Genomic DNA, 22727 nt, shown 5'->3' with positions numbered 1-22727 from the left:
CGTTCGTAGAAATAGGTGGTACTGATATTCAAAGTTTAATCAATGCTGGTCTAGTATCGGAGGTGTAACCTATGATAACTAATGAAATGCTAGAAGTACATCTCCAACCCATTCAGGAAAAACATATCAGAATCTCACTTTTACAAAATTTCTTTGTCAATGAAGATGACAACCTAGTTAGGAGATTTAGAAAAGTTGGTGAACTTCAAGGAAACACTACTGGAGGCTCAATTGACATCAATAATAACTCAACCATTCGTAGGACTTGTTCTATTGATATGGTTATCACCGATAGTAGTTTTTTAGTATCTGAAGATAGTAAAATTTGGATGGATAAATGGTTTAAAGTAGAATTAGGTATTAGAAATCTCAAAACTGATAATATCGTTTGGTTTAATAAAGGTATATTTGCTATTAATAATCCTTCTATTAAATACAATTCGTCTACAAAATCTTTGCATATTGAAGGATTAGACCTGATGTGTACGCTAGACGGAACTTTAGGCGGAGAACTAGGTATTGTAACAAAAATACAAACCAATGTAGATATACCAGGTGTATTGGAAACGGCTGTATGGAGATTAGGTAAGATAAGCAAAACTCATATATATATAGAGCAAAATGCTTCTACCCTACCCTATGATATTGAAAAAACACCTACTGATACTGTCTACTCTATCCTAGAAGAAATAAGAGATCTATATATGGATTGGGAAATATTCTTTGATGAAGAAGGAAGATTTATTTATCAAAAGATTAAAAACAGATATGTTGACAATCCCCTACCAAACTATGAGAATGATGTAATTACTTTTAATTTCCTAGAAGAACATGATTTAGTAAATGACTATGGACTAGATTATGACTTCCAAAATGTCAAAAACAAAATCATTATCTGGGGGCATCAATTAGATAATGGTATTCAAATACACCATGAATTAATTAATAGTAATCCTGATAGTCCCTTCGATATTAATAAATTAGGTGAAATTCCTAAGACAATTATTGATGATAAGATATTTACTGATGAACAAGCTGAACAGCGTGCAAGGTATGAGTTTTGGAAACATAATAACTTTTGTGAACAGGTAAACATTCAAATGTTGCCTGTTTATTTTTTAGATGTAAATAAATTAGTAGAATTCAATAAACCTGAAATAAATTTAGTTGGCAAATACCTTGTTGATAGCATACACCTGCCATTAGAAATCGATTCTCTGATGAGTTTAAGGGCACATAGAGTTTATGCAACTATACGAGAGGAGTGATGAAATGTGAGGAATAACCAATCTACTTTTACAGCTGAGTACGGTTATTTAATTGACCAATTCGATGAACTGCAAGATTTGCGATGGTCTGATTTACAATACTTAAACGAATACCGTGAGTTGAAAATGAAGAAAAACGATGGGTTGCCAATCGACCAAAATCGGTTAGATGAATTAGAAGAAATATTTAAGAACAAAATTGTGACTTCTGCAAGGTGGAATAAATTCCAAAATGCTTTAGTCGGTATGCAAACCTTTATCAAGAATGAAGTTGAAGAATTTGTATTAGATAAGCAACAAGAAATAACTGATTATACTAATACAAAGAAAACGGAAATTGAAGCAACTGTTATAAATGCACAAAATAGTATAAATACCTCAAAAGATAATGCGTTAATCTCTATTGAACAAAAAAAAGAAAATATTATTGAATATATGGATAGCACAACTGCTGGACAGATTAGAAATGATATAGGTATAATGGGTGAGTTAACTACAACAGATAAATCAAGTTTAGTTAATGCAATAAATGAAGTTAATACAAAAGAAGTTGATTTAACACCAATTGAAAATAAAATTGAAATTTTAAACGCAAGCTTAAGTGATTATATGTATCAAACCCCTACAATAGTAGGAAGCCAAATACAATTAATAAAACACTCAGATATAAATAGAATACATTTTAAACTAGATTCTAATATAAATGGCACTATCTCAATATCCATTGATGGCGGAACTACGGAGTTACCTTTAGTGGACATAGAAGGTAACCCAGTTACATCTCTAGATAAGGGTTTTGTGGAGGTGGTAGCTGATGCGAATTTTTTTATCTTGCGGAATAAAGGGGGATTGAGTGATAGTGATAAGCAAGCACTGCTAGACATAACAAACGAGGCATTGTTGAACGAGAATGCAATAAAAACTAATATAGTTAATGCTTTGAATGATAAATTGGAAAGTGAGTTACTTCCTAATAGTGCTTGGTTGGATATACAAAATGTGATTAGTGGGATTGAAATAGGGAAGAAATGGGCTAGTGGATTAGTAACATCAAGCTCAGTAACAGAGACTTTTAAATTTCAAAATGGTAATTTAGATTCAAAGACGCTACATAGCATTATTGTGACAGGGTTAGATTTTGACCCAAGTACAATAGTTGCATTTACGACGAATGGCTACAATGTTACTGCATGTAAATTACATCAAAAGTGTCTTTCTACCAATGAGGCAACTCTAGGTTTACCTGTAACCACAACTTCAAATGGTAGTGCTAATAGAGTTGTAGATGGTGAATATGCATATATGAGGTTTGGCACTTTTAAGCTACCAGCAGTAAGCTCATCATATGAATATTTCTGGATGGCATTTGAATAAAGAAAGAAGGTGATGAAATGACACAACGACTATGTGACCTACCAATAGGTGCAAAAGTAAAGGATATTAATACAGCATATTATGGCAGACCGATTGAATGGAAAATAATAGGTAAAAATCATCCTGGTTACCCTAAAAACTCAGTTACTCTTTTAAGTGATAAAATATTATGCTTAAAAGCAATTGATGCTAAAGAATCGGGAGGAGATTCAAACAGACAAAAATATGGAAATAATAGATATATGTATTCTAATATGAGACAATGGCTCAATTCCGATAAAGAAGACTGGTATGAACCTCAGCATGAATACGATAATCCTCCTTCTAGTGAATATTTATATCAAAATTATAATCCGTATGATAAAGAAGCTGGATTTTTAACAAATTTTTCAAGTGAGTTTAAGACACATATTTTGCCTACCACTCTAGATACTTCAATACCTATAGTAGATGGGATTGGTTTTGATAGGGTAGTAGATAAAGTATTTATATTGTCAAATACAGAAATAGGAGCAGAAGGAGAAGACGTGTTAGAAGGCGCATCCTTTCTAGAATTAAGCGGGTCTGATGGTAAAAAAGCTTACCCAACACCAGAAGCAGTAGCTAATAGTAACTATAAACCCACAGGTCTTGTTATTGATGAACCATGGGGTTGGTGGCTAAGAACCCGATTTACTAATAATGCGTACACCCTTTGGGGTGCATCATCTAGCGGATATTCATTTTATGGGGATGTTTATAAAGGTGTTCGTGGGGTTCGCCCTGCTTTAAATTTACCACAAGAAGCGTTGGTATCTGATGAGCCTGATGTTGATGGATGTTATAAAATATACTTTACAACTATAACTGGAACTGATGAAAATTTAGGTGGATTAGAAAATCCGCCAACTAAAGAATATATAATATCTAATGAAAACTTTACAAGTCTACCAGTGACAATAAAGTTAGATGGGAACATAATAGAAAGTTTTAATGCAACGATAGGGCAAACATATACATTAAATTTGACAGATGTATGGAATACTTTAAGTTATGGAACTCATGTAGTTACCGTTGAGTGTAATGAAGCTAAAAGAGCATGGACTTTTATTAAACTGTTACGTAGTACAAATGATAAAATCAAAAATATAGTATTAGCTTTACAAGAACTACAAACGATAAATCAAAAAGCAGAATTAAGACAAGCATTAATTAACAAAGGTGTAGATGCATTAGAATCAGATAGTGTAATAGAACTAATTAATAAATTAAATAATATGGAATTAGGAAAGAAGTGGGCGAGTGGAGCAATGTTATCTTCTTCAGTTCCTTTGAATTTTCGCACACCAACCGGCGCATCTAGAAATTGTTGGTATTTGGAAGTAATCGGTTTAGATTTTAACCCTTCTATTGTTATAGCAATATGTGAAAATTCTCCAGAGATCGGTATTGTAGCAAATATAAATGCGCCAAAAAAAGATGATAATATATTGATAATTGCAATAGATGACGCCTATATATTAGAAGGAGTTGCATTTCTTGACCAAGGAGGATTTAGAATACCTGTTCACAACACAAATAGTACAACATATAGGGGAGTTTCATTTCAATGGGTAGCATATGAATAAGGGAGGTAATTAGATGAGAAAAATAGGTAAAAAAATATATTATGACAAAATAACTGGTGACATCATACTTACTACATCAGAAAGGATTGGCAATGTAAGGGAAACTACGACAGAAGAAGACTTTCAAACTTATCAAGCGCTCAAAGAAAGAGTGCCTGATACAGTGGGAATAATACAACTTGAATATGGGCAGTATTCACAAGATTTTATAGAGTGTAATGGGTATAGGGTTAATCTTGAAACAATGCAGTTAGAGTTTAGTTACCCAGACCCCAACACACCGCCTGAAGAACAAGAAATTGTTTATCAAAACCCATTAAGCGAAGAACTAAAAGAAGCCAAATTAAGAATAACTGATTTAGAGTTGATTATGGCTGATATGATTAGTTTATAAAAAAGAAAGGAGAGTATAAATTATGTTATTAAAACCATATCAAGTAAGAGTAATTGCAAGGGCGTGTGTCACTAGATATAATAATGAAGAGGGTAACATTATAACAATCGTTGAAAGCTATGGGCATAGCAAAGAAAACAATGATTTAATATTAGCAGAAATTGCATCAATGCGACCTGACATTCATATGGAAGTTGAGGAAGAAGTTACTGAATAGTTAAGACGTATAAGGTTTCTTATGCGACATAACTAACCAAGGCTTTAACGTATAACCCGAGAAGGGCTTTTTTTATGCCCTTCTAGTTTTTGTGGCAGAAAAAGGTTGTTTTGTGTTTAAACTGTATGTGATACAATATAAGAAATTAATTTAGCAAGTTAATTTAATAACTGAATAAAGGAGGGATTCATGTGAAAGATATCGCTGAAGTAATTTTGCTAATTGTCCTGTTGCTCATTATAAAAGAGCTAAACCTTTTATAGTAACAGGGGTAAGGTTTCGAATTTTGAAATCTTACTTTAAAGCAATTAAAAAAATTATAAGAAAGATATCTCACTTGAGTCCTTTATATAGTAGCACCCTTAGGGGTGCTTTTAGTTTGCTCTCTTTTAAAACAATGATATTTTTAGTATAAGATTACTTATGCAGAGTATAAAAAATTAACACCTAGCAAAGTGTATTTTTGTATCTTTCTTTCCCCTTATTATGGTAAGATGATAGTAAGGGGGAGGGATTGAACAATGGATAAAAAAATAAAGCGTCTTGAAAATAATGAGTATGCTTTAAATATGGCTTATAAAAGATTGAAAAATAGCATTACTAGCAGCCAAGAAAAAGATATATATTCTGCTATAGGAGAATTATTACTGTGGATTCTAACAACTGATGAATGGCATAAGGAACATAATGATAAAGATTATAAGAATAGACGCAATAATGATGAAGATGGACGATTATTACTTGGACTAAGATATGCATATAATTTGATGAAACACAATATGGAGTTTTTTCACGTTTTTGAGGCAAATGAAGGTGGTATAGAATTTCCATTTTCTTTTCCATTAGAGATTCCAGCTTCGTTTGCTGAGTGGATAGTTCTAACTGAGGATATGAAAACAGGGATTCCTAAGCAAATTAATAATTATATCAAATATCTTGAAAGAAAAAATGTCTTAACTACATTTGATTTGGCTATTAGATTTTTAAAAAAAGAAAGCGCCACAGTAAAAGAACAATACTATATATAATTTTAATAGAACTTACTTAGGTAGGTTCTTTTTTAATACCATTTCGGAGGTGCAGAATGGATGAAGCTATCAAAAATATTACAAGTTATATAGACAGAGCCTTTACTGGCATAAAGCCTTTTTTAGGGCTTATTTTCAGTTGGATAGGTTATATTATTTTTCCTGAAAAAGTGTATTTTTTGTCCTTAATGGCAGTCTTAGGAGCTTCGTTTTTAGATATCATCACAAAATCAATTTCTATATGCAAAATACATGGAGGATATAAAAATGCTATAAAAGAGAAAAAGCTCTTTTCAAAATCTCTTTGGAAAGGAACACAAATCAAAATTATATCCTATCTTTTTATTTCAATATTAACAGGATTATCGTATAGGGTTATATATCTTAAGGAGGCAGGAATACTCTTAGCTTCATTCGTATATTCAGTAATGTTCATGAGAGAATTTCAAAGTAATGTTGAAAATTTAATCGAAGCTGGTGCCGATTTGCACTGGCTTTTGTTATTCTCGCGTAAAAAAAATAAGGAATTGATGAAACCTTATGAGGAAGATGAAAAAGATAAACCTAAGAAAGACAGCAATGAAGAAGACTATAACAAGTACCTATGAAAGGAGGGTTTAAATGTTATTTCCAATCGAAAAGCAGAATTTGTCTAAGTGCAAGTTTAGTTCTGCTTTTGGAGAGAGAGTTCATCCTATCACAAAAAAGAAGGACATGCATAGAGGAATAGATATTGCAGTTCCACAAGGTACTCCTTTAGTGGCAATTGAAGATGGTGAGATTACGATTAATAAAGTGAATAACGGAGGACCTACTGTAGGCTTTGGCTATTATCTAGTAATCAAATATAAGAATGGATTACACTCAGTGTATGCTCATCTTAGAGAACTATCAAAGCAGAAAATTGGTAGTAAAGTTACCAAAGGTCAAATAGTAGCCTATAGTGGAAATACAGGCTCAAGCACTGGACCTCATTTACATTTTGAGATTCATGAAGGTGGACTGCTTTTCAAAAGCCAGGTGAAAAATAAAGACACAGCAGTTGACCCTTTAAAATATTATCCTCAACTAAAAGGAATGCTCGGCAAATATCTCACTAATATTAATTTCGATAAAGGAGCTGATAATATGCCTGATAACCAAATAGTTGAATTCAAAGAAAAGTGGCAAGAAAACCTATTCTACGATACAATAGAAAACCTTAAGAAAAAAGGCGCTTTGCTCAATACTGAGGAATGGTTAAATAAATATAAAAATAAAAAATTAACTGTATCAGAGTTAGGTCTGTTAGCTCTTGTCATGGCAGATAGAGATTAATAATCTAAGGAGGTAAAATTATGTTAGATTTCTTAAGTAATGAATATTTGACTTTAGTATTAGTGCCTATCCTAATAGGTATATTGGAAGTTATCAAGAGAACAGAGTTGTTCAACAAAAAATTCATTCCAGTAGCAAGTCTTGTATTAGGAATTCTGTTTGGAATAGCTTTTACTGGTCTCAATGTAAAAGACGGTATTATCGCTGGACTGTTCATAGGATTATCAGCTGTAGGTTTGTATTCCGGAACTACCAATGTAATTGAAGGCATAAAGGCTAAGGAGTAATTCCTAGCCTTTTTATTTTTTTACTCATTAAAAAAAGAGATTTATAAACCTAAAGAAAAAAGGCTCTCCAAATTGACGAATTTTCCCCTTTAAAAGCCTTCTTAATATATTTGTTCATCAAACTCTATTAAACGCCTATATGTGTCAACTGCGTGCCTTATCTATTATATTTGCCTTTTCATCTGTTTCTTGAGCATAGTAATATTCAATTCTTAACAAATCTTTTGTCTGAATTATTCTTTTGCGCTTTTTAGTGTGAGAATAAAATGATACAAAATCTTTGTTAATATCAAAATTCTCAAATTCAATATTTGAATCCCTGTATCTTTTCCCATTTTGGTTATAGAAAATAGTCACAGTTTTAATTTTTTTCTTCAATCCTTCTTCATGAGTAGAGCATATCAAAAAAATGATGCTGGGGCTATAAAAGTAGAATGCAATAAGAGTGAGAATGAAATCAACTATTTCCAATCCTAATTGTGAGAAGTCAATTATAGTAATATAAAAAAACAGAACAAAGAATATGTTTATCGGCGCTATGGAAAATAATAAAATTACAGCTAAAATATATCTGAAAAAAATTCTTGTAAATTTCCTCAATTTATTTTTCAGTGTATTAACCTTGTATTTTTTTCCTGTAGTCCTTATATAAGAATAAACTATTAGTATATCTAAAGCAATTATAATAATCATAATAAAAATTAATGTGTCTATTTTAGCATATAGCATTACCCATAAGAATAATAAAATTAGCAAAGGCACAACTAAAGTAAACTTCAAAATGTTGCGTAATAATTTTGATACATCATCTGCTACCATAACCTGCCTATGTCTCCACTTTACACTTGATTTATAAAAGTAATATGTTACTATAAAAACGGCAACCCCAGAAGTAAAAAAAGAACTTATTAAATCAATTGGTATTCCTTTTATAAAGTTAAAAATATCGATTGTTAATTGACTATCCATCAAACTCCCCCTCTTAAATGGATAAAGTTTTACAAAAAGTTTCAAAATCCTTTATTATTTTATCGCAAGTTTCGACATTTTGCTTTTCCAAAGAAAAAAGAAGGATAGATTCCTTCTTTCAATTTTAAATATCATAATATTATACTACTTACTAGCGTCGATCTTTAACCTTCCTTGAAGACTATTTTTCTTCCACTTCATATAATCGGATACATCATAAAGAAAAGAATAAAGATTACTATATGTCAACCTACCTACAATGGAAGCCACAACATCATGTACTGCTCCTGAATAATCAAGGAAATACCTATTTGATTCATATATATTTTCTATTCTCTTTAAATTATTGTTCTTATACTCTTTTTCTAAACTTTGTCTTATATTTTTTGCAATGTCAAAAGCTTTCTTTTTATCCTTTTCATATATTGCTTGTCCTTCTTCTGCTAGGTTTAAATAATAATTTATTTTTTCTAGAACTTCTTTTATGGTTACTTCGTGTTTCCCATCATATAATATTTCTCTCATTTTAGTTCACCTCATTTTCTTATAAATTTTCGCGCTCTCGTTGCTTTTCAATTATTCTCTCATATATCAAATCAAAGAATAATAGTAATTTTATATAATTCTGTTTAGTTCCATATTCAACATCTGCACCATGCATAATAGCATGTCTACTTAGAAATGAATCAATGGGTTCATTATGTTCAAAACCTACTAATATAGTATTAGTGTAAAATTTACTTAATTGTGCTTTAAACGATGAATCCTCTGCATTAAGTAAATCTAATATATATTGTTTTAATTGCTTACTACTCATTCTACCTTTATGATTATATCCATCAGCTACCATTCCTTCAAGTTGTGAGAATAACACTGGAATAGCTGTAAAATACAGCTGTTGTTCAAAACATGATATTGATTCTCTAATAATTTTTAATCTTCTACTTAATATGGTTGCCTGTTCCCATCTTTTTAGAAATTTCTCTTTTATATACATATCATCAAACCGTGCAATATAAAAATTATCTATTATTTGTTTGACCTCATCTTCATTTCCATGAAAATCTTTGAATAATAAATCCAATTCTCTTTGAGATATGAACAGGCTATAATGATGAGGATATCCCAATAAAGTGCAAATTGTTTGAAAGTTTTCTATAGATTCCGTAACATATTTTATATCCTCTGCCATCTTTTTCATTTTACTAACAGCATTAAAATATTCAATATACATGTTAACCCTTGGCAATAGCACTTCGTTAAACTGATAAATAAGCTCTTTAAGATTACTGCTCATCCCAATCTCCCCTTTTATCTTTTTTCCAGTCTTATACCCAAATTATATCCTTCTTATCCTCATTGTACATAAGAAAATGGTCCATCTTTAAATTGAAAATTTTATATTTTTTTAGTTCTCTTAAATAAAACATCTAATATTTATAAACTATTAACGTTTCTTTTCATAAAAAGAAAGAGTATTTTTTGCTTTTTCCAATAGTTGTTGATATGTAATTATACTTAAATTATGATAGGATGAATTTAATATCCTTAAATATCTTTCTTCATTATTACTTAATTTCTCTATAGATCCGTATAAAACTACTCCTTTTGGCTTTATAATTTTACATTCATTATTCATTTGGTATTTTTCGTTTGTTGTCATTTTTTCTAGTTCAAAAATATAATTCTGAGTTTGAGCAATTGCTTTAGTTAAATTTGAAGTACAATAGTAATTATTATGACTTTTGTCAAAATTAAACAACTTTTCATTTGGAAGTTTTACTTCTATTATATCTATGTAACCTTCAAAATTCTTTGGAATAATGTCTAAAATATTTTTAGCATTAATCTTCTCATCATTTATTATAAACGAATAATCGTTACCAAACATCCATAGATTATCTAATAAAAATTTCTGAATATAATTTTCATTTTTAAACTCACCTTCGATTATTTTTTTCAGTTCTATTATAGCTTGACTCATTTTTTCTATGGCTATTATTTTATAAAAATTCTCTATTTGAAACATATTTGCATTTATAAGTTCAGTAAATTCATCTTGATTAATTATATGAGAGTAATTTTGTTCTGCGATAGACTTATTAATATCTAATGAATCTACAGGTATAGTGAAAGGATTATTATTGTGGTTATCAATAAAATTCATATTATTTAAAAAGTTTCTTAGTCTTAAAATTGCTTCTCCTGTTAATGTAATCTCTTGAGACCCATATACTCCTTTTCTTGTTCTTCTAGAAATGTGCAAAGAGTTAATATATTTTGAACTTGAATTTTCTAACAACCAAGCATGTATTTTCTGCTGTCCCGCTTGTGTTTCAAATAATACTATTTCATCTTTTATTTTAAAATTTACTTCTCTTGAGTTTTCTTTTTCCTCTTTAGTTAAGGATTCCTTTGATAAATATGTATTTACATAATCAATTATTGTTTCAATTTTTCTATATTTTTCACCATCAGCTCCTTCTTTTTTACCTAAAATCCATACATTAGCTTTTTTATTGTCGTCATATATTGGGTCAAACCCCTTTTTATCTTTGCCCAACTTCAACACTACCTTTCATAAAAGTTATAGATTACAATAAATATAACCTAAGTATCTAAAATAATATGGTTACTGAAATTATATCATATCCATATAAAACGTATCATATATAAAAAGGCTCGCCATTAATCCCGGGTGAACCTTATACTTGTAATACTACATAAAAATACTGTAAAACCTATTTCTGAATAATACAGTATTAGAAATACTCTTAAAATATCAAGCATCCCAATATTCATCATATTCCGCTTTTAAAAAATCATCAGCTGCTTTACTTAACTCACTTATAGATTCTTGAAGTTCTTTAAGTACACTATTATAAAACTCGCAACTTTCACATATGCTATCAATATTTTTTATATACCAAAAATAACAGTTAGTATGTTTTAACCCCTCGGGGTTTGGAATTTCGCTTAGTTTGAAACACTCCGTTTCTCTTTGCAACTTATCAAGATCATTTCTTATTTCAACCTGTTTTTCATTAATATGTTTTTTACAAATCCTAAATCTTGTAATAAGGTCTGTTGCCCCTCTATGATTTTTTGTTTTTAATTCATATTCTTTTTCAATCTTTTTTTCTAAATTATATTTTTCTAAAACATGATATTTATCCATTTCTTCTCCCCTGTTTTGATAATTTTTAAGAAAATTATATCATATTTCCCCAAGATTAACCCTATAAAAATAAGGTTCACCCATAACGCAAGGCGAACCCCGAGAATTAAATCCTCTCCAACTCACTATACAATTCCTTTAATCTTTCCCTCAACAAATCAAGCACCTTATTTTTCATTTTATTATCTAACTCATATTCAGCTGATTCCATTGTGCCATAGGCATTAGACTTAAATATATATCTAGATGTTTGTTTTATTATTTTTCCAGTCCAAGTCTTCTCTGCCTGCCATATAAAATCTTCTAATTTATCTATTTCAGATCTGATTTCATTTGCTTTTAGTAACTCGGCTTTAGTCATCAATAAATCCTCCTATTCATAGTACACCGTACAAGTATATCCATGTCTTTTACGCCACTTCTTATTAATTCTACCCTTTTTATGAACTCTGTTTTGCTTAAGGTCTATCCATGAAATTTCATTCGGCAATATTTGATTTATTATTTGCTCTGTTATTCCTTTAAGACTGCCTTTAAGGACTCTATGTTTGCCTATTAGCATTTCTATTGCTTCCTGCGATATTTCTACATTGTTTAATGATATATTTATCTCCTTAGGGACTTCTATAGGCTCATAGTCAGCTATTTCATCAGTGTTAATAGTAAACTCCTGAATACCTTTAATCTCTCTTTTTTCGCCTGTTATTGGGTCGCTTGTATATAATCTACCTACAAATTTATCTGCTGGCATTAATCATTCCTCCAATCAAGTAGTTGACCACAATTCTTACAACATCTTCCGTCCTTCCAACTTCTATCTTCATTACAACTAGGGCATTTATAAGATTCCGATATATCTTTTCTCGTGATAATCTTAGCTATTTGGTTTTCGAGTATTTTTATTGCTAAGTCTAAACTCTCTTCGTCTACATGGAAAAATTGTCTAACATACTTCAACTCTTCTATAGCTTTTTCAATGTCCATTAATCATTCCCTCTTTTCCCACGGGAACTCCTGAACAAAGTCTTCTCCCATTAATTTTCTTAGGCTTTCCTTCATGAACAAAGGCACTCCTGCAGCTCTACATTGCTCTTTGATGCTCATAATCCACTCTTTTTTAGGGATTACTTTGCCTTTTCTATTGCCTGTTTCTGCTCCAACTATTATCCATTGGGGCATTTCTCCCTTAGCTAATTGTCCAAATGGCTCTAGTATCGGTTCTATACTTATAAAGCTTTTATATGGAGTATCTTTGAAGAATACAAATTCATCACTTGGTCTTGTTATAGTTGTTCCTAGCCATATATTTTCTTTATATGGCAATATCTTTTTCTCATATAAATCTATATACCTATCAGGATTCTTAGTAAGGAACAAATACCTATGTTGTGGAGCCTTCTCACAAGCCTTAAATACATCTTTTATCCATTCATCTGGCACCCATTCTCCAAATAAGTCGGCCATGCTGCATACAAATATACTTTGTGGCTCTTTAACCTTTTGCGGGTCATTCAATCTATTAGGGTGAAATGTAGGTAAAAATCCATATGGATAAGGTATATTTGATAAATGTTCTGGCTTAACTCCATTTACATATGTTAGATTATTTTTATCCTTAAATCTATTAGCAATCTTCTTAGCATAACAATATTCGCAATCGTTTTTACAGCCTGTGACTATGTTCCAACTATAATCAGCCCAATCAATCTTTGTTTTATTCATCACTCAAAGCCCTCTCTTTCTAAAAGTTCTGGAGTATCCCATCTGTTACCTAAAATCTCCATAGTGTCATCATTCTCTCCGTTAATGTTCCATAACCACAATGAATGATATCTAGTGCCGTTTTCCAACTTTTCTGCTATGTGCCAACCGTATTGATGGCAAACTACTTCGCCTATATATTCATCTATTCTATCTATTTTCTTTCTTTTACAATTTTCATATATGATTTCTCTGACCTTGACAATATCCCCTTGGAATACTTTCCTTTTGCAAACATCTTTTATACCAATATACTGGCCTAATGTATCAGGATTTATTTCCACCATAACACCTCTGCCAGTGTCGATGTAATGTAATTTTAAATGTTCATCATAAACGTAATATCCCTTTACCTCAACCTTTGAATTAGTTAATGCTCTAAATTCAATCTCTCTCATTCTTCGACCTCCTCCAATTTCAACTTATAGACCTTACGACTAAAATCTAGTTTCTCACCACACATAGGACAAAACTTGTATTTTCTTTTAGGACTTGCAGGTGTAGAAGTGTATATGCTCATGCAGTATTTGCAACATTCTTTGATATCCATCTATTCCACCTCCACTAATTCCATTACTTTTAAATATGCTTCTACCGTAATTTTAGATATGCTTTGCAACTTCTCGATACTAACTCTTCTTTGAACCTGTGCTTGATGTTTACTAATAAAATGCTTGTCCTTTTTAAGCTCTTCAAGTACCTCTGCCCATGTTTTCTTTTCCCAGTAGAACAGTTTAAGTAGCTTCTGTTGTGTTGAGGTTAATCTCCTAAATGCTATGTTTAGCTTATCGTCAACTAGCTCTATATAAAACTTATCTTTCTTTATAGCTTCTAAAGTGTTATAATAGTCACGATTAATGACATTCATGTAATTAGCAGCTATGTCTCCTGTCGTGTCTGATATTTTCCCTGTTGGAGGAATATCAGTTATAACCTTGTTGCCTACAACTTGAGTGTAGATGTATTCATCTTTTTCATCTGAGTTGGCTACTTCTAATGCTCTAAGTTCTATTGCTAAACTTTCCTTTATTCCTTGAATTGTTGGCCATGCCTTAAATAATTCTTCTGTCTGGATGTAGCTAATGTATTCTAAGCCCATCTACTCACCCCTTATGTTTTTAGTTCACCATCTTATAGATTTTCTTTTTTGTTGAGCTTGGTATTGTCTCTCCAATTGTTAAGATACATCTTCGCTGATATTGCTCTTCTTTATGTATTTCCAAAGCTTTATTTTTAAGACTTCTATACTCTCCGTAATCTCCATTCAAATATCTGATTATGCTCTTAGCTATATATGAATTTAACGTTCTCATAATTAACCCCCTACTCTTTTATCTTCTTTTTCTTCTTGACTTCCTTATATGCATATCTGCATCTTTCAAGGTTCCAACCACTTTCAGGAACAAAGTTATTATAAAATACATCATGTAAGTTACATTGGCCAAAATGTTTTTTACACCCTTTACAGTGAATCTGCATTATTTGTTCGCACCAGTCCTCGAATTCTTCCCTATCCACATGAGCGATTTTCATTTCTTCCTGCCATGTGCCTTGAAGCCTTTTAAGTGTGAATTTATCGATTATTTTAAGTTCATAATCCGCTGTTCGTTTCATCATCTTCTTGACTTCTTTTATGTCTAATCTTCTCATTAATTGTTCATAGAATTTGGCAAGATATGTTTGTGCTGTTTTCAATGCCTTATGCTCTTCTTTGGTTAGATTGTCTCGTTTCATCCATTCTTCTCTAATTACCGCTGATTTATCTAGTAGAATTCCTACTAGTAAGACATCATTCATTTCCTGAGCATTTAGATAATCCTTCATTCTTGCCAGCCCCCTTTAACTCTTCTTCAAGTCTGTTATAAGCTGTTGTAACTATCTGATTTATTCTCTCTTGACTGATTCTGAATTCCCTCATAGTTTCTAGTAATATGGTCCCGAACTTTTCCCATGTATGATTAAATCTTTCTTCTACTTTTTTAGATATAAATTCATTTGAAATATCTTCTTTAAGGTTCTTAAGTTGTTTATCTGTCATGATTTTCTTTAAATTCTTCTCAGTTTTTCGCCTTTGGGTTCTATTCATTTCTTCAAACCTCCTATTTTAGAAGTGATAATTGTCTTGTAACTTTCTGGACCTCTCCAAAGAATATCTTTCTAAAGATACTCTCAAATATTGTCACTGGAATCGAGTTACCCGCTTGATGATATAATGCTCCATTTAAACAACCTTCTCTTCCTGGATGAACTGACAAAGCATTTTCAAAATCTTCATCAGAATAGCCTTGCAATCTCCAACATTCCCTCTCGGTTAAATATCTATATCTTCCGTCTTTTAAGTCAATTACCCCACTATTAGGGCTTCTCATTTGCTTAGTAGTGATTGTTTCGCAATAAGAATCTATTATCTTCACATATCCATTAAAGTTCTTTGGTTTCTTGTCAATGACTCTAAGCATACTTGGTTGGGTTACTATATATTTTTCTTCCTCAGTATCTTCAAGATACTCTCTTATGTGTGGAGGTTCTGTCCTAATTAAATCATCAAATTTAAAGTATGTTCCGTCCAAACATGAAATTACGAATACTCTATCTCTATTCTGTGGCAATCCAAATTCCATTGCATTTAAAACCTCATAAGAGTTTGTATATCCCATTTGTTTCATTTTCTTTAAGTATTTATTGAAGTTATGGATCATGTGCTTAGATAATACGTTTTTTACATTTTCCCATATCACAATCCTCGGCTTCCATACTCCCATTTGCTCGATTATATGCAATGTTTCCCACATAAGGCTAGACCTTGTCCCACTATTGGGGTCTGCTCCTTTTTGTTTTCCAGCTATACTGAAATCTTGACAAGGTGAACCATGGATTAATATATCAGGCTTTAGATTCCAACCTCTTACATCTTGAGTTTTGTATTTCAATTCATTTTCAAACATTGCATTGTAACTTCTTACTGCTTTTTCATCTATTTCAACATAATCTATTGATTTGACTGGAATACCAATATTTCTAAGGGCTATTCTAGGTGAACCAATACCACCAAATAGTTCTAATATCTGAACTGTCATCTATAGCTCCCCTTCATATATCTTTTTGTAATCTTTAGTGTTACAATAAAACTGTGTGTGCTTGTGGAGAAACCTTCTCGGTCGCCAAACTTTGTCGGTTTCCCCTTGCACATACGCCCTACTGAAAATCGAATATTGATACTTGATTGCTTTCCTGAACTGCCATCATGATATTTTTATAAGAATGCTCGAAATAACTTTCCTTAAGTTCAATCCCTATACCTTTCCTTCCCATCCTTACGGCTTGGTATATTTCACTACCTATTCCCATGAATGGACTAAATACTATATCTCCTGGATTAGTCCATAAATCTATCGCTCTTTTTATTACATCTAGCTGCAGAGGACAAATATGTTTTTCGTCTTTATCTTCTTTGGCCTGTTGTACGTTTAATACATTAGTCCTTTGAATGTCCATCCATACTGGGCTTGCATATCTTTGCCATATAGGTAGTGGGAAATCCTCTTTTGTATGTTCTACTGGCTCTATTAGATGTTCTTCATCTTGTTCTGCCCATTTTCTGAATACTACTAGGTAATCAGGTAATCCTTGCCGTGAGAAACTTGCATCTTTTCTTACTTGTTTATATAGTAGGCCATGGGCTTTAGTCTTTTGCATTTCGAGTACTGGGTCTGTCCATATAGTTACTTCTGAATGATATTGCCAGTTGAACTTTTCAAAGTGTCTAATTATCTCTCCTCTAAAATCAGTCAACCCTGCTCGGCCATCCCTGCCTTTATACTTCACTAGCTGTTTACAATGTACTGCACATAATCTGCCTGGTTTTGTTACTCTGTAAAGTTCAGGAATAAGGAAGTCAAATTGTTCAAAGAATTCATCTATATCTTTGCAATTTCCCATATCTGCTAAGTCATCTGAATAGATGTATAGGTTAGCAAAAGGTGGACTGAATATGTTGAAATGCACACTATTATCTGGAATTTCTTTTATTACTCTTACACAATCTCCGTTATAGATTGAGAAATTCTCTCCATGATATTGCTTAGTCATCTTATCACTCTCCTACTGCCCATTTTGGTAATTCTATTTTTATTTCATCTAGGTTTAACTTAAATTTTGTACCCTTTATGCTATGACCTTGAATTTCTTTAATGCTGCTGAACATGTTTTCGTTCATTTCTATATGAAGTTGCTGTTTTCTCCTTATTGTTTCTAGTATGTTTAGCTCGGTTGAACCTATTACAATATTGCTACTTACTTCTTCCTTCTGGCCGAATCTGTGAAATCTCTTTAATGCTTGGTAGTAATCTTCATAGCTATAGCTAAGTCCACAAAATGTAGTATTGGAGCAATTTTGTAAGTTCAGTCCATAACCAAATATAGTGGGCTTGCTAATTAGAATTCGAATATCACCATCGATGAATCCCATGATGGATTCCTCTTTTTTCTCTACTCTGTCACTTCCTCGAACTTCTACAGCCTGAGGAATATATTTCATTAATAGATCTGCTTCATAGTTGGTATCACACCAAACTACATGTTGTTTGTCAGATTTTCTTGCTACTATTTCAGCCGTTCTTATTGCTCTTTTTTCAGCTGTAAATCTTTTCTCTTTATGATAGGCCGTTGCATTGGTGTTTATCTCTCTTAAAAATCCATCTTGGAAGGTTTTATCTATTTCACTTATTTCAACTACTTCTATGTTTTCATTTAACTTGGGTAAAATAAATCCTTCATCACTATATGGACCTATATCTGAAGGCTTACTTATACTGACTGCCCAGGTGCTAACCCATTCCCAAAACGGCTTTATTGCATGTTTCTTTAGTCGATATGTCCCCATGTTTTGAGTATCATTGATGAACCACATTGCTAAAGCTTCACTACTACTCATTATTCCTAGAAATTCAGCTTGGTTTAATATTTCCATGTGGTCATTAGGTGCTGGTGTTGCTGTACAACTTAATCTATATGGTGTATTCTCAAAGGCTTGTACTAACATTCTTTTTGTCTTTCCCATGAAGGATTTTAATATTGAGGACTTATCTAAAACCACTCCTATAAATTCATCTGGGTCAAAATGTTCTAGCATCTCATAGTTGGTTATATTTATCCCCTTTTTAACATCTTTCTGTTTTCTGGCTATATGAGTTTCTATCCCGAATTTTTCACCTTCTCTTTGAGTCTGTCTACTTACGGCCAATGGTGCTACTATTAATACATTCTTATTAGTCTTTTGATGAACTTGATTTGCCCATTCTAACTGTTGAATTGTTTTTCCTAAACCGCATTCCTCAAATAATGCGCTACGACCTTTTCTTAAGCTCCAACTTACTACTTCAGATTGCCAATCAAATAGATTCTTATTTAGCATTTCAGGATTAACTTTTATTCCTGCAGTTTCTTCCGTTTTTTTCTTTCTTTCAAGAAATTCAATGTAATCCATATTTCTACCTCCAGATTATATTGTGTTACTAACTACTCAATAACCTCCCACTTCACTAATTTCCCTGCCAAATCCATAACTCTATAACTTCTTCTGAAAGAACCATTGCCTTTTAGATAAGCAAAGTCAACAATTATTAAATCCTTTGTCCTCTGAATTACCTTGCCTACTCTCATGCATGTTTTTCTTTTCTTATCTTCATTGTCTATTTCAATTTTTAGCATGGTGCCTACTTTGACATTAGGTACTGCTGTATCTATATAGCTGATGTGTGGCATATCAAAACTCCTTCCCGTGTTTATAAGTACGGTTTTTATTTTTTAGCATCTTATTAATAGTTTCTGTTTCTAAATCTACTTTGGCAGCTCCTGAGTAATCACCTGTTCTAATTAAAATATCTGCTATTTCTTCATCGTGTTCTATTTTATCGCCTTTTCTAAGAGCTTCTATGGCTTCTGTTGCCTCGCAAATTATTAGTGCTATTTTTTGAATCTTAAATGCAGTTTGGATAATCTCTATTTCTTTTTCATTTAACCTAATGTTTTGTCTTAGCTTATTTACTATAAAGCGTTCATCATCATAAAATCCCTTTTCAACTGCATTTTCATGTGCCTTTTTAACTAGTTCCCTTATTTCCATCTCAACGTCTCCCTTCAATCGCTAGAAATTGCATTTGTCCTTTCAAACCTTCTGCTTTGGCTATTTTAAATTGCTCGTTTAGTATCTCTCTTTGGCTTCTTAACTCTATTTCAATGATTTCAGAATTGATTACTTTTCTGTTGCTCTCTAAACTATTTATTTTCGCTATAGTTCTTCTTATCTCATGGAGTAGCATAACCTAATACCTCCTTAGCTTGTTCAATCGCATCTTTGACTTTTATACCTTTAAAGTACATAGCAACTACCATTTCAACTGCTATAAGTACCTTTTCTTTGTATTCCTGAATTGTTCTAGTTGCCTTAGTTTGACTGATAAATAGTTTTCTTGCTATTTCTCTGCCATTAAGTCCTTGTTTATGTAATGCAATTATTTCTGCATCTAGCTCTTTTTTAGTCATATTCTCATTACACCTCTTCCTTCTAGAAAGGTATATCATCGTCATCTGTAGGTCTGAAACCAGAAACCTCAAAATCTGATTGTTGGTAGCTTTGTTGATTAGACTGCTTGTCCTTATATTCAAGAAACTGTACTCTCTCTGCTACAACATCAGTTGTATATCTCTTTGACCCATCTTCAGCAGTATAGCTTCCTGTTTGAATACGTCCTTGAATCGCAACTAATCTGCCCTTTACTAAATAGTTTGCACAGTTTTCAGCTTGTTTTCCCCAGACTACAATATTGATAAAATCTGCTGTAGGTTGCCCTTTACTCTCAAACTCTTGTTTCTTCTCTTTAGATAAATCTTTGTCTACTGCTAGACTAAACCTTGATACTGCCATTCCTGTTTGCAGGTATCTAAGGTCGGGGTCTCTAGTTAACCTTCCTATTAAAATTACACTATTCATAATTTCCCTCCTAAACTTATAGTTAGTAACTAATTAATTCTCCACAATTAAGACATTCCTTATATAACCAATGACGTTTTGAAAAAGACCATTTTCCCATTTCAGCAATATCTCTGTCCTCCACTTTTTGCATATCGTAATAGTTATTGATATTTACTTTTCCTTTTATGTCATAGAAAACATTATCTATCAAAGTAATTACATGACTATGATTTTTATCATCTTCTACGACTTTTACTTTGTAGGCAATCGCATTTGGATATAATAATTTCAATATCTTATAAAATTGATATCATCCACCATTACTATAAATAGCCTCAATATAGTCTTCTGATTCTCTTAATTGATTAATAAAGTCTATAGGATGAACCATACTTTCTCCTTTCTACGATAAGTGTAAACTTAGCAACTATAAAACATCTGAAGAAACACTCAAAATATATGGTTTTGTTTCATTTCTTAATTTCATAGCTTCTGCTTTAGTAATAGAAATACATAAATCCCCATCCCATATTTCTTGTTTATGTCCTAATTCAATTAATTCTTCAAGTCTTGTAACTGGAATTTCGCTTACTGGATAAAACATACGACTTTTTTCTGGATTAATTTCTTCTACACCCTCGTATAATTCATCATCTGGTGTTATCCCATATTCCTCAACATAACAACTTAAAGCTTCTTCTCCACCATGTGCTACTACTGTGTAATATTCATCTACTCTAAAAGCTCTCATTCCATTAACTTCAAAACTCACATTGTCTATAATTTCTTGCTTATGTTTTCTGAAAGCTTCTTTTAATTCTCTTGATATTTTTTCATCAGACATTACATCTCTACAATGACGGCAATAATAATTTCCTTCTTTGCTATCCCATTCTATCGAACCGCATTTATCACATTTAATATCATAAAACTTTACTGACATTTCCATACCCCTTTCAATTTTTATTTTTTTAGTTGCTAACCCTCAAGTTAACGACTTCTTCCATATTTCTTTAACATACCTGACATATAGTTTGATTTGTCTTTTATGTTTTCAACCCCCTCAAAATTCCATAACCCTAACTGACCTTTCGCTGGAATTAATTCCTTAAGCATTTCAATATCTTCTAATATCCAAGCATATCTACCAGGAGAGTAGTCTCCAAATTCTAATTCATTTCCTGTTATTATCTGTCCGTTTCCCAATGTAGCATTTATTACCCTATATGAACTGTCCAGCTGCCAATCTGTCATTTTTACGCAATCTACTAAATTACATTTTGCAATTATAAAACCAGTTGGAAGCTTATTAGATTCATCAATGCCATTACTGTGTAGAGTTGAATAAAAAGGCTCTATATCACAAACTCTTTTTTCTATCTTTTTACTAGCATGTATCAACAACGGACCTCTATAATTTGTTTTCCATGATCTAGTTTCTATTTTCTTTTCATTTAACGCTATTAACGTTGCCCAAGGTTGTATTAGAGATAATACTTTCATCACTCAACCCCCTCAAGCATTTCTACGAATTTTTCAACAATTTGATCCCATACATGTTTTTCACATTGTCCTCCTACATACTTATATTTATCTTTCGCCATATTGAAAAATTGTCTGCATAACTGAATTTTCTCTGCTAACTCACGATTTCTCGATGAAAGTTGCTCTATTTTATCTACACATACATCCCTTGCTGCTGTCACATGATTTAGTGCATGATTTAGATTCTTAATTTCTTTTAGTTTCTCTAGATACTTTCCTCTTGTGACAAATTCCTGAACACCTTTCTCTTTTACCTTATTTTGCAATTCTATTAAGCATTCCTCACAAATACATAACATTGATACTTCGCTTTTTTTACATACCTTACATGCTGCCACTATATCCCCTCACTTCCTTCAATTTTTCTAACTAAATCAGTTATTCTATCAAGTCTAAACATTAGTTTTCTATATTCATTTGATTCGCTATCATGTTTACATTGAAGCCCATGACCTGTTATATCATTGCCATAGCTAAAACCATATTCATTGCTTCTAATGTCAATTAGTCCGTTTAATTTCCCGTCTTTTTCATCATAGACATCTATTACTATCCTTTTCATCCTGCACCTCACTTTTATCAACTTAACCTTTCACACTGATTCGTGTTTCCCTAATAATTTCTACTTTTATCAGTCCTTTACGTTCTAAATCTTTAATTCTTCCATGTGTGGTGCTGGTGCTATAAAAACCCAATAAATCAGTCAATCTTCTAATCGGCATATGCTCGCCTTCATGCTTTTTTATTACTTCTAGTATTTCTTCATCAGTAATAATGTCTTTTAAGCTATCCATATAATCCCTCCAAAA

The 22727-nt window shown here is 31.9% G+C and carries 38 protein-coding genes; 9 read left to right on the top strand and 29 right to left on the bottom strand.

Annotation, left to right across the window (positions count from 1 at the left end; genetic code table 11):
* The first annotated feature begins 71 nt into the window (after positions 1–71).
* The 9 genes from DW1_RS05745 to DW1_RS05705 all read left to right on the top strand — a co-directional run bounded on the left by DW1_RS05745 (position 72) and on the right by DW1_RS05705 (position 7492).
* Positions 72–1268, top strand: coding sequence for a DUF5048 domain-containing protein (locus DW1_RS05745; protein WP_074349662.1), 1197 nt, complete (start codon positions 72–74; stop codon positions 1266–1268).
* A 6-nt stretch (positions 1269–1274) separates the two neighbouring features.
* On the top strand, positions 1275–2642 hold the full coding sequence (locus tag DW1_RS05740) for a hypothetical protein (RefSeq protein ID WP_074349661.1): 1368 nt from the start codon (positions 1275–1277) through the stop codon (positions 2640–2642).
* A 17-nt stretch (positions 2643–2659) separates the two neighbouring features.
* Positions 2660–4249 (top strand): DUF6273 domain-containing protein, encoded by a 1590-nt coding sequence (locus tag DW1_RS05735; RefSeq protein ID WP_074349660.1) that lies wholly within the window; start codon positions 2660–2662, stop codon positions 4247–4249.
* 13 nt (positions 4250–4262) lie between these two features.
* A complete protein-coding gene (locus DW1_RS05730) occupies positions 4263–4643 on the top strand; it encodes a hypothetical protein (protein ID WP_074349659.1) in 381 nt (126 codons plus the stop codon).
* A 22-nt stretch (positions 4644–4665) separates the two neighbouring features.
* Positions 4666–4860 (top strand): hypothetical protein, encoded by a 195-nt coding sequence (locus DW1_RS05725; protein ID WP_074349658.1) that lies wholly within the window; start codon positions 4666–4668, stop codon positions 4858–4860.
* Between the two features lie 521 nt (positions 4861–5381).
* Complete coding sequence (locus DW1_RS05720) at positions 5382–5888, top strand: hypothetical protein (protein ID WP_074349657.1); 507 nt, start codon at positions 5382–5384, stop codon at positions 5886–5888.
* 56 nt (positions 5889–5944) lie between these two features.
* Positions 5945–6496: a hypothetical protein gene (locus DW1_RS05715; protein WP_074349656.1), complete on the top strand. Its 552-nt coding sequence runs from the start codon at positions 5945–5947 to the stop codon at positions 6494–6496.
* Between the two features lie 13 nt (positions 6497–6509).
* Positions 6510–7205: a M23 family metallopeptidase gene (locus tag DW1_RS05710; RefSeq protein WP_074349655.1), complete on the top strand. Its 696-nt coding sequence runs from the start codon at positions 6510–6512 to the stop codon at positions 7203–7205.
* 20 nt (positions 7206–7225) lie between these two features.
* Positions 7226–7492, top strand: a complete 267-nt coding sequence (locus DW1_RS05705; protein ID WP_074349654.1) for a holin — start codon at positions 7226–7228, stop codon at positions 7490–7492.
* A gap of 144 nt (positions 7493–7636) precedes the next feature.
* Here DW1_RS05705 and DW1_RS05700 read toward each other — a convergent pair whose 3' ends face one another.
* The 29 genes from DW1_RS05700 to DW1_RS05565 all read right to left on the bottom strand — a co-directional run bounded on the left by DW1_RS05700 (position 7637) and on the right by DW1_RS05565 (position 22712).
* Positions 7637–8461, bottom strand: coding sequence for a hypothetical protein (locus DW1_RS05700; protein WP_074349653.1), 825 nt, complete (start codon positions 8459–8461; stop codon positions 7637–7639).
* Positions 8462–8605: 144 nt separating this feature from the next.
* Positions 8606–8986: a hypothetical protein gene (locus DW1_RS05695; RefSeq protein ID WP_074349652.1), complete on the bottom strand. Its 381-nt coding sequence runs from the start codon at positions 8984–8986 to the stop codon at positions 8606–8608.
* Between the two features lie 19 nt (positions 8987–9005).
* Positions 9006–9758, bottom strand: a complete 753-nt coding sequence (locus tag DW1_RS05690) for a hypothetical protein (protein WP_074349651.1) — start codon at positions 9756–9758, stop codon at positions 9006–9008.
* Positions 9759–9908: 150 nt separating this feature from the next.
* Positions 9909–11024, bottom strand: coding sequence for a Shedu anti-phage system protein SduA domain-containing protein (locus DW1_RS05685; RefSeq protein WP_074349650.1), 1116 nt, complete (start codon positions 11022–11024; stop codon positions 9909–9911).
* A gap of 219 nt (positions 11025–11243) precedes the next feature.
* Positions 11244–11639, bottom strand: a complete 396-nt coding sequence (locus tag DW1_RS05680) for a hypothetical protein (RefSeq protein ID WP_074349649.1) — start codon at positions 11637–11639, stop codon at positions 11244–11246.
* Between the two features lie 106 nt (positions 11640–11745).
* Positions 11746–12000 carry a hypothetical protein gene (locus DW1_RS05675; protein ID WP_074349648.1) on the bottom strand — a complete coding sequence of 85 codons (255 nt, stop codon included), beginning with the start codon at positions 11998–12000 and terminating at the stop codon, positions 11746–11748.
* Positions 12001–12012: 12 nt separating this feature from the next.
* Positions 12013–12390, bottom strand: coding sequence for a hypothetical protein (locus DW1_RS05670; RefSeq protein ID WP_074349647.1), 378 nt, complete (start codon positions 12388–12390; stop codon positions 12013–12015).
* The gene (locus DW1_RS05665) at positions 12390–12623 is read right to left on the bottom strand and encodes a hypothetical protein (protein ID WP_074349646.1); all 234 of its coding nucleotides are present in this window, start codon (positions 12621–12623) and stop codon (positions 12390–12392) included. Before DW1_RS05665 ends, DW1_RS05670 begins: the two co-directional genes overlap by 1 nt.
* 3 nt (positions 12624–12626) lie before the next feature.
* Positions 12627–13361: a DUF5131 family protein gene (locus DW1_RS05660; RefSeq protein ID WP_074349645.1), complete on the bottom strand. Its 735-nt coding sequence runs from the start codon at positions 13359–13361 to the stop codon at positions 12627–12629.
* Positions 13361–13798, bottom strand: a complete 438-nt coding sequence (locus DW1_RS05655; protein WP_074349644.1) for a YopX family protein — start codon at positions 13796–13798, stop codon at positions 13361–13363. The genes DW1_RS05660 and DW1_RS05655 overlap by 1 nt, the downstream gene beginning before the upstream one ends.
* On the bottom strand, positions 13795–13950 hold the full coding sequence (locus DW1_RS15495) for a hypothetical protein (protein WP_159433557.1): 156 nt from the start codon (positions 13948–13950) through the stop codon (positions 13795–13797). The genes DW1_RS05655 and DW1_RS15495 overlap by 4 nt, the downstream gene beginning before the upstream one ends.
* Entirely contained in the window at positions 13951–14499 is a 549-nt protein-coding gene (locus tag DW1_RS05650) for a hypothetical protein (protein ID WP_074349643.1), read from the bottom strand.
* A gap of 19 nt (positions 14500–14518) precedes the next feature.
* Positions 14519–14713: a hypothetical protein gene (locus DW1_RS05645; RefSeq protein WP_074349642.1), complete on the bottom strand. Its 195-nt coding sequence runs from the start codon at positions 14711–14713 to the stop codon at positions 14519–14521.
* Positions 14714–14723: 10 nt separating this feature from the next.
* Entirely contained in the window at positions 14724–15224 is a 501-nt protein-coding gene (locus tag DW1_RS05640; RefSeq protein WP_074349641.1) for a DUF5651 domain-containing protein, read from the bottom strand.
* Positions 15190–15486: a hypothetical protein gene (locus DW1_RS05635; RefSeq protein ID WP_074349640.1), complete on the bottom strand. Its 297-nt coding sequence runs from the start codon at positions 15484–15486 to the stop codon at positions 15190–15192. The genes DW1_RS05640 and DW1_RS05635 overlap by 35 nt, the downstream gene beginning before the upstream one ends.
* A gap of 13 nt (positions 15487–15499) precedes the next feature.
* A complete protein-coding gene (locus DW1_RS05630) occupies positions 15500–16477 on the bottom strand; it encodes a DNA cytosine methyltransferase (RefSeq protein WP_074349639.1) in 978 nt (325 codons plus the stop codon).
* Between the two features lie 118 nt (positions 16478–16595).
* Entirely contained in the window at positions 16596–17489 is an 894-nt protein-coding gene (locus DW1_RS05625) for a DNA-methyltransferase (protein WP_074349638.1), read from the bottom strand.
* Positions 17490–17493: 4 nt separating this feature from the next.
* Positions 17494–18885: a helicase-related protein gene (locus DW1_RS05620; protein WP_074349637.1), complete on the bottom strand. Its 1392-nt coding sequence runs from the start codon at positions 18883–18885 to the stop codon at positions 17494–17496.
* A 32-nt stretch (positions 18886–18917) separates the two neighbouring features.
* Positions 18918–19163 carry a hypothetical protein gene (locus tag DW1_RS05615; protein ID WP_074349636.1) on the bottom strand — a complete coding sequence of 82 codons (246 nt, stop codon included), beginning with the start codon at positions 19161–19163 and terminating at the stop codon, positions 18918–18920.
* 1 nt (position 19164) lies between these two features.
* Complete coding sequence (locus tag DW1_RS05610) at positions 19165–19524, bottom strand: nucleoside triphosphate pyrophosphohydrolase family protein (protein WP_074349635.1); 360 nt, start codon at positions 19522–19524, stop codon at positions 19165–19167.
* Between the two features lies 1 nt (position 19525).
* Positions 19526–19720, bottom strand: coding sequence for a hypothetical protein (locus DW1_RS05605; protein ID WP_074349634.1), 195 nt, complete (start codon positions 19718–19720; stop codon positions 19526–19528).
* Positions 19707–19943, bottom strand: coding sequence for a helix-turn-helix domain-containing protein (locus tag DW1_RS05600; protein ID WP_074349633.1), 237 nt, complete (start codon positions 19941–19943; stop codon positions 19707–19709). The genes DW1_RS05605 and DW1_RS05600 overlap by 14 nt, the downstream gene beginning before the upstream one ends.
* Positions 19944–19965: 22 nt before the next feature.
* Complete coding sequence (locus DW1_RS05595) at positions 19966–20391, bottom strand: single-stranded DNA-binding protein (RefSeq protein ID WP_074349632.1); 426 nt, start codon at positions 20389–20391, stop codon at positions 19966–19968.
* 22 nt (positions 20392–20413) lie between these two features.
* Positions 20414–20584: a hypothetical protein gene (locus DW1_RS15490; RefSeq protein ID WP_159433556.1), complete on the bottom strand. Its 171-nt coding sequence runs from the start codon at positions 20582–20584 to the stop codon at positions 20414–20416.
* A 216-nt stretch (positions 20585–20800) separates the two neighbouring features.
* Positions 20801–21316, bottom strand: coding sequence for a TFIIB-type zinc finger domain-containing protein (locus DW1_RS05585; protein WP_074349630.1), 516 nt, complete (start codon positions 21314–21316; stop codon positions 20801–20803).
* Between the two features lie 47 nt (positions 21317–21363).
* A complete protein-coding gene (locus tag DW1_RS05580; RefSeq protein ID WP_074349629.1) occupies positions 21364–21876 on the bottom strand; it encodes an ASCH domain-containing protein in 513 nt (170 codons plus the stop codon).
* Complete coding sequence (locus tag DW1_RS05575) at positions 21876–22256, bottom strand: hypothetical protein (protein WP_074349628.1); 381 nt, start codon at positions 22254–22256, stop codon at positions 21876–21878. The genes DW1_RS05580 and DW1_RS05575 overlap by 1 nt, the downstream gene beginning before the upstream one ends.
* Entirely contained in the window at positions 22256–22480 is a 225-nt protein-coding gene (locus DW1_RS05570; RefSeq protein WP_074349627.1) for a hypothetical protein, read from the bottom strand. The genes DW1_RS05575 and DW1_RS05570 overlap by 1 nt, the downstream gene beginning before the upstream one ends.
* Before the next feature lie 22 nt (positions 22481–22502).
* On the bottom strand, positions 22503–22712 hold the full coding sequence (locus DW1_RS05565; RefSeq protein ID WP_074349626.1) for a LexA family protein: 210 nt from the start codon (positions 22710–22712) through the stop codon (positions 22503–22505).
* Positions 22713–22727 lie beyond the last annotated feature (15 nt).

The sequence above is a fragment of the Proteiniborus sp. DW1 genome, from assembly GCF_900095305.1.
In the GTDB taxonomy this organism is placed as follows: Bacteria; Bacillota; Clostridia; order Tissierellales; family Proteiniboraceae; genus Proteiniborus.
The sequence above is the reverse complement of the archived record's forward strand: the minus strand, read 5'-3'. Positions and strand labels throughout refer to the sequence as shown.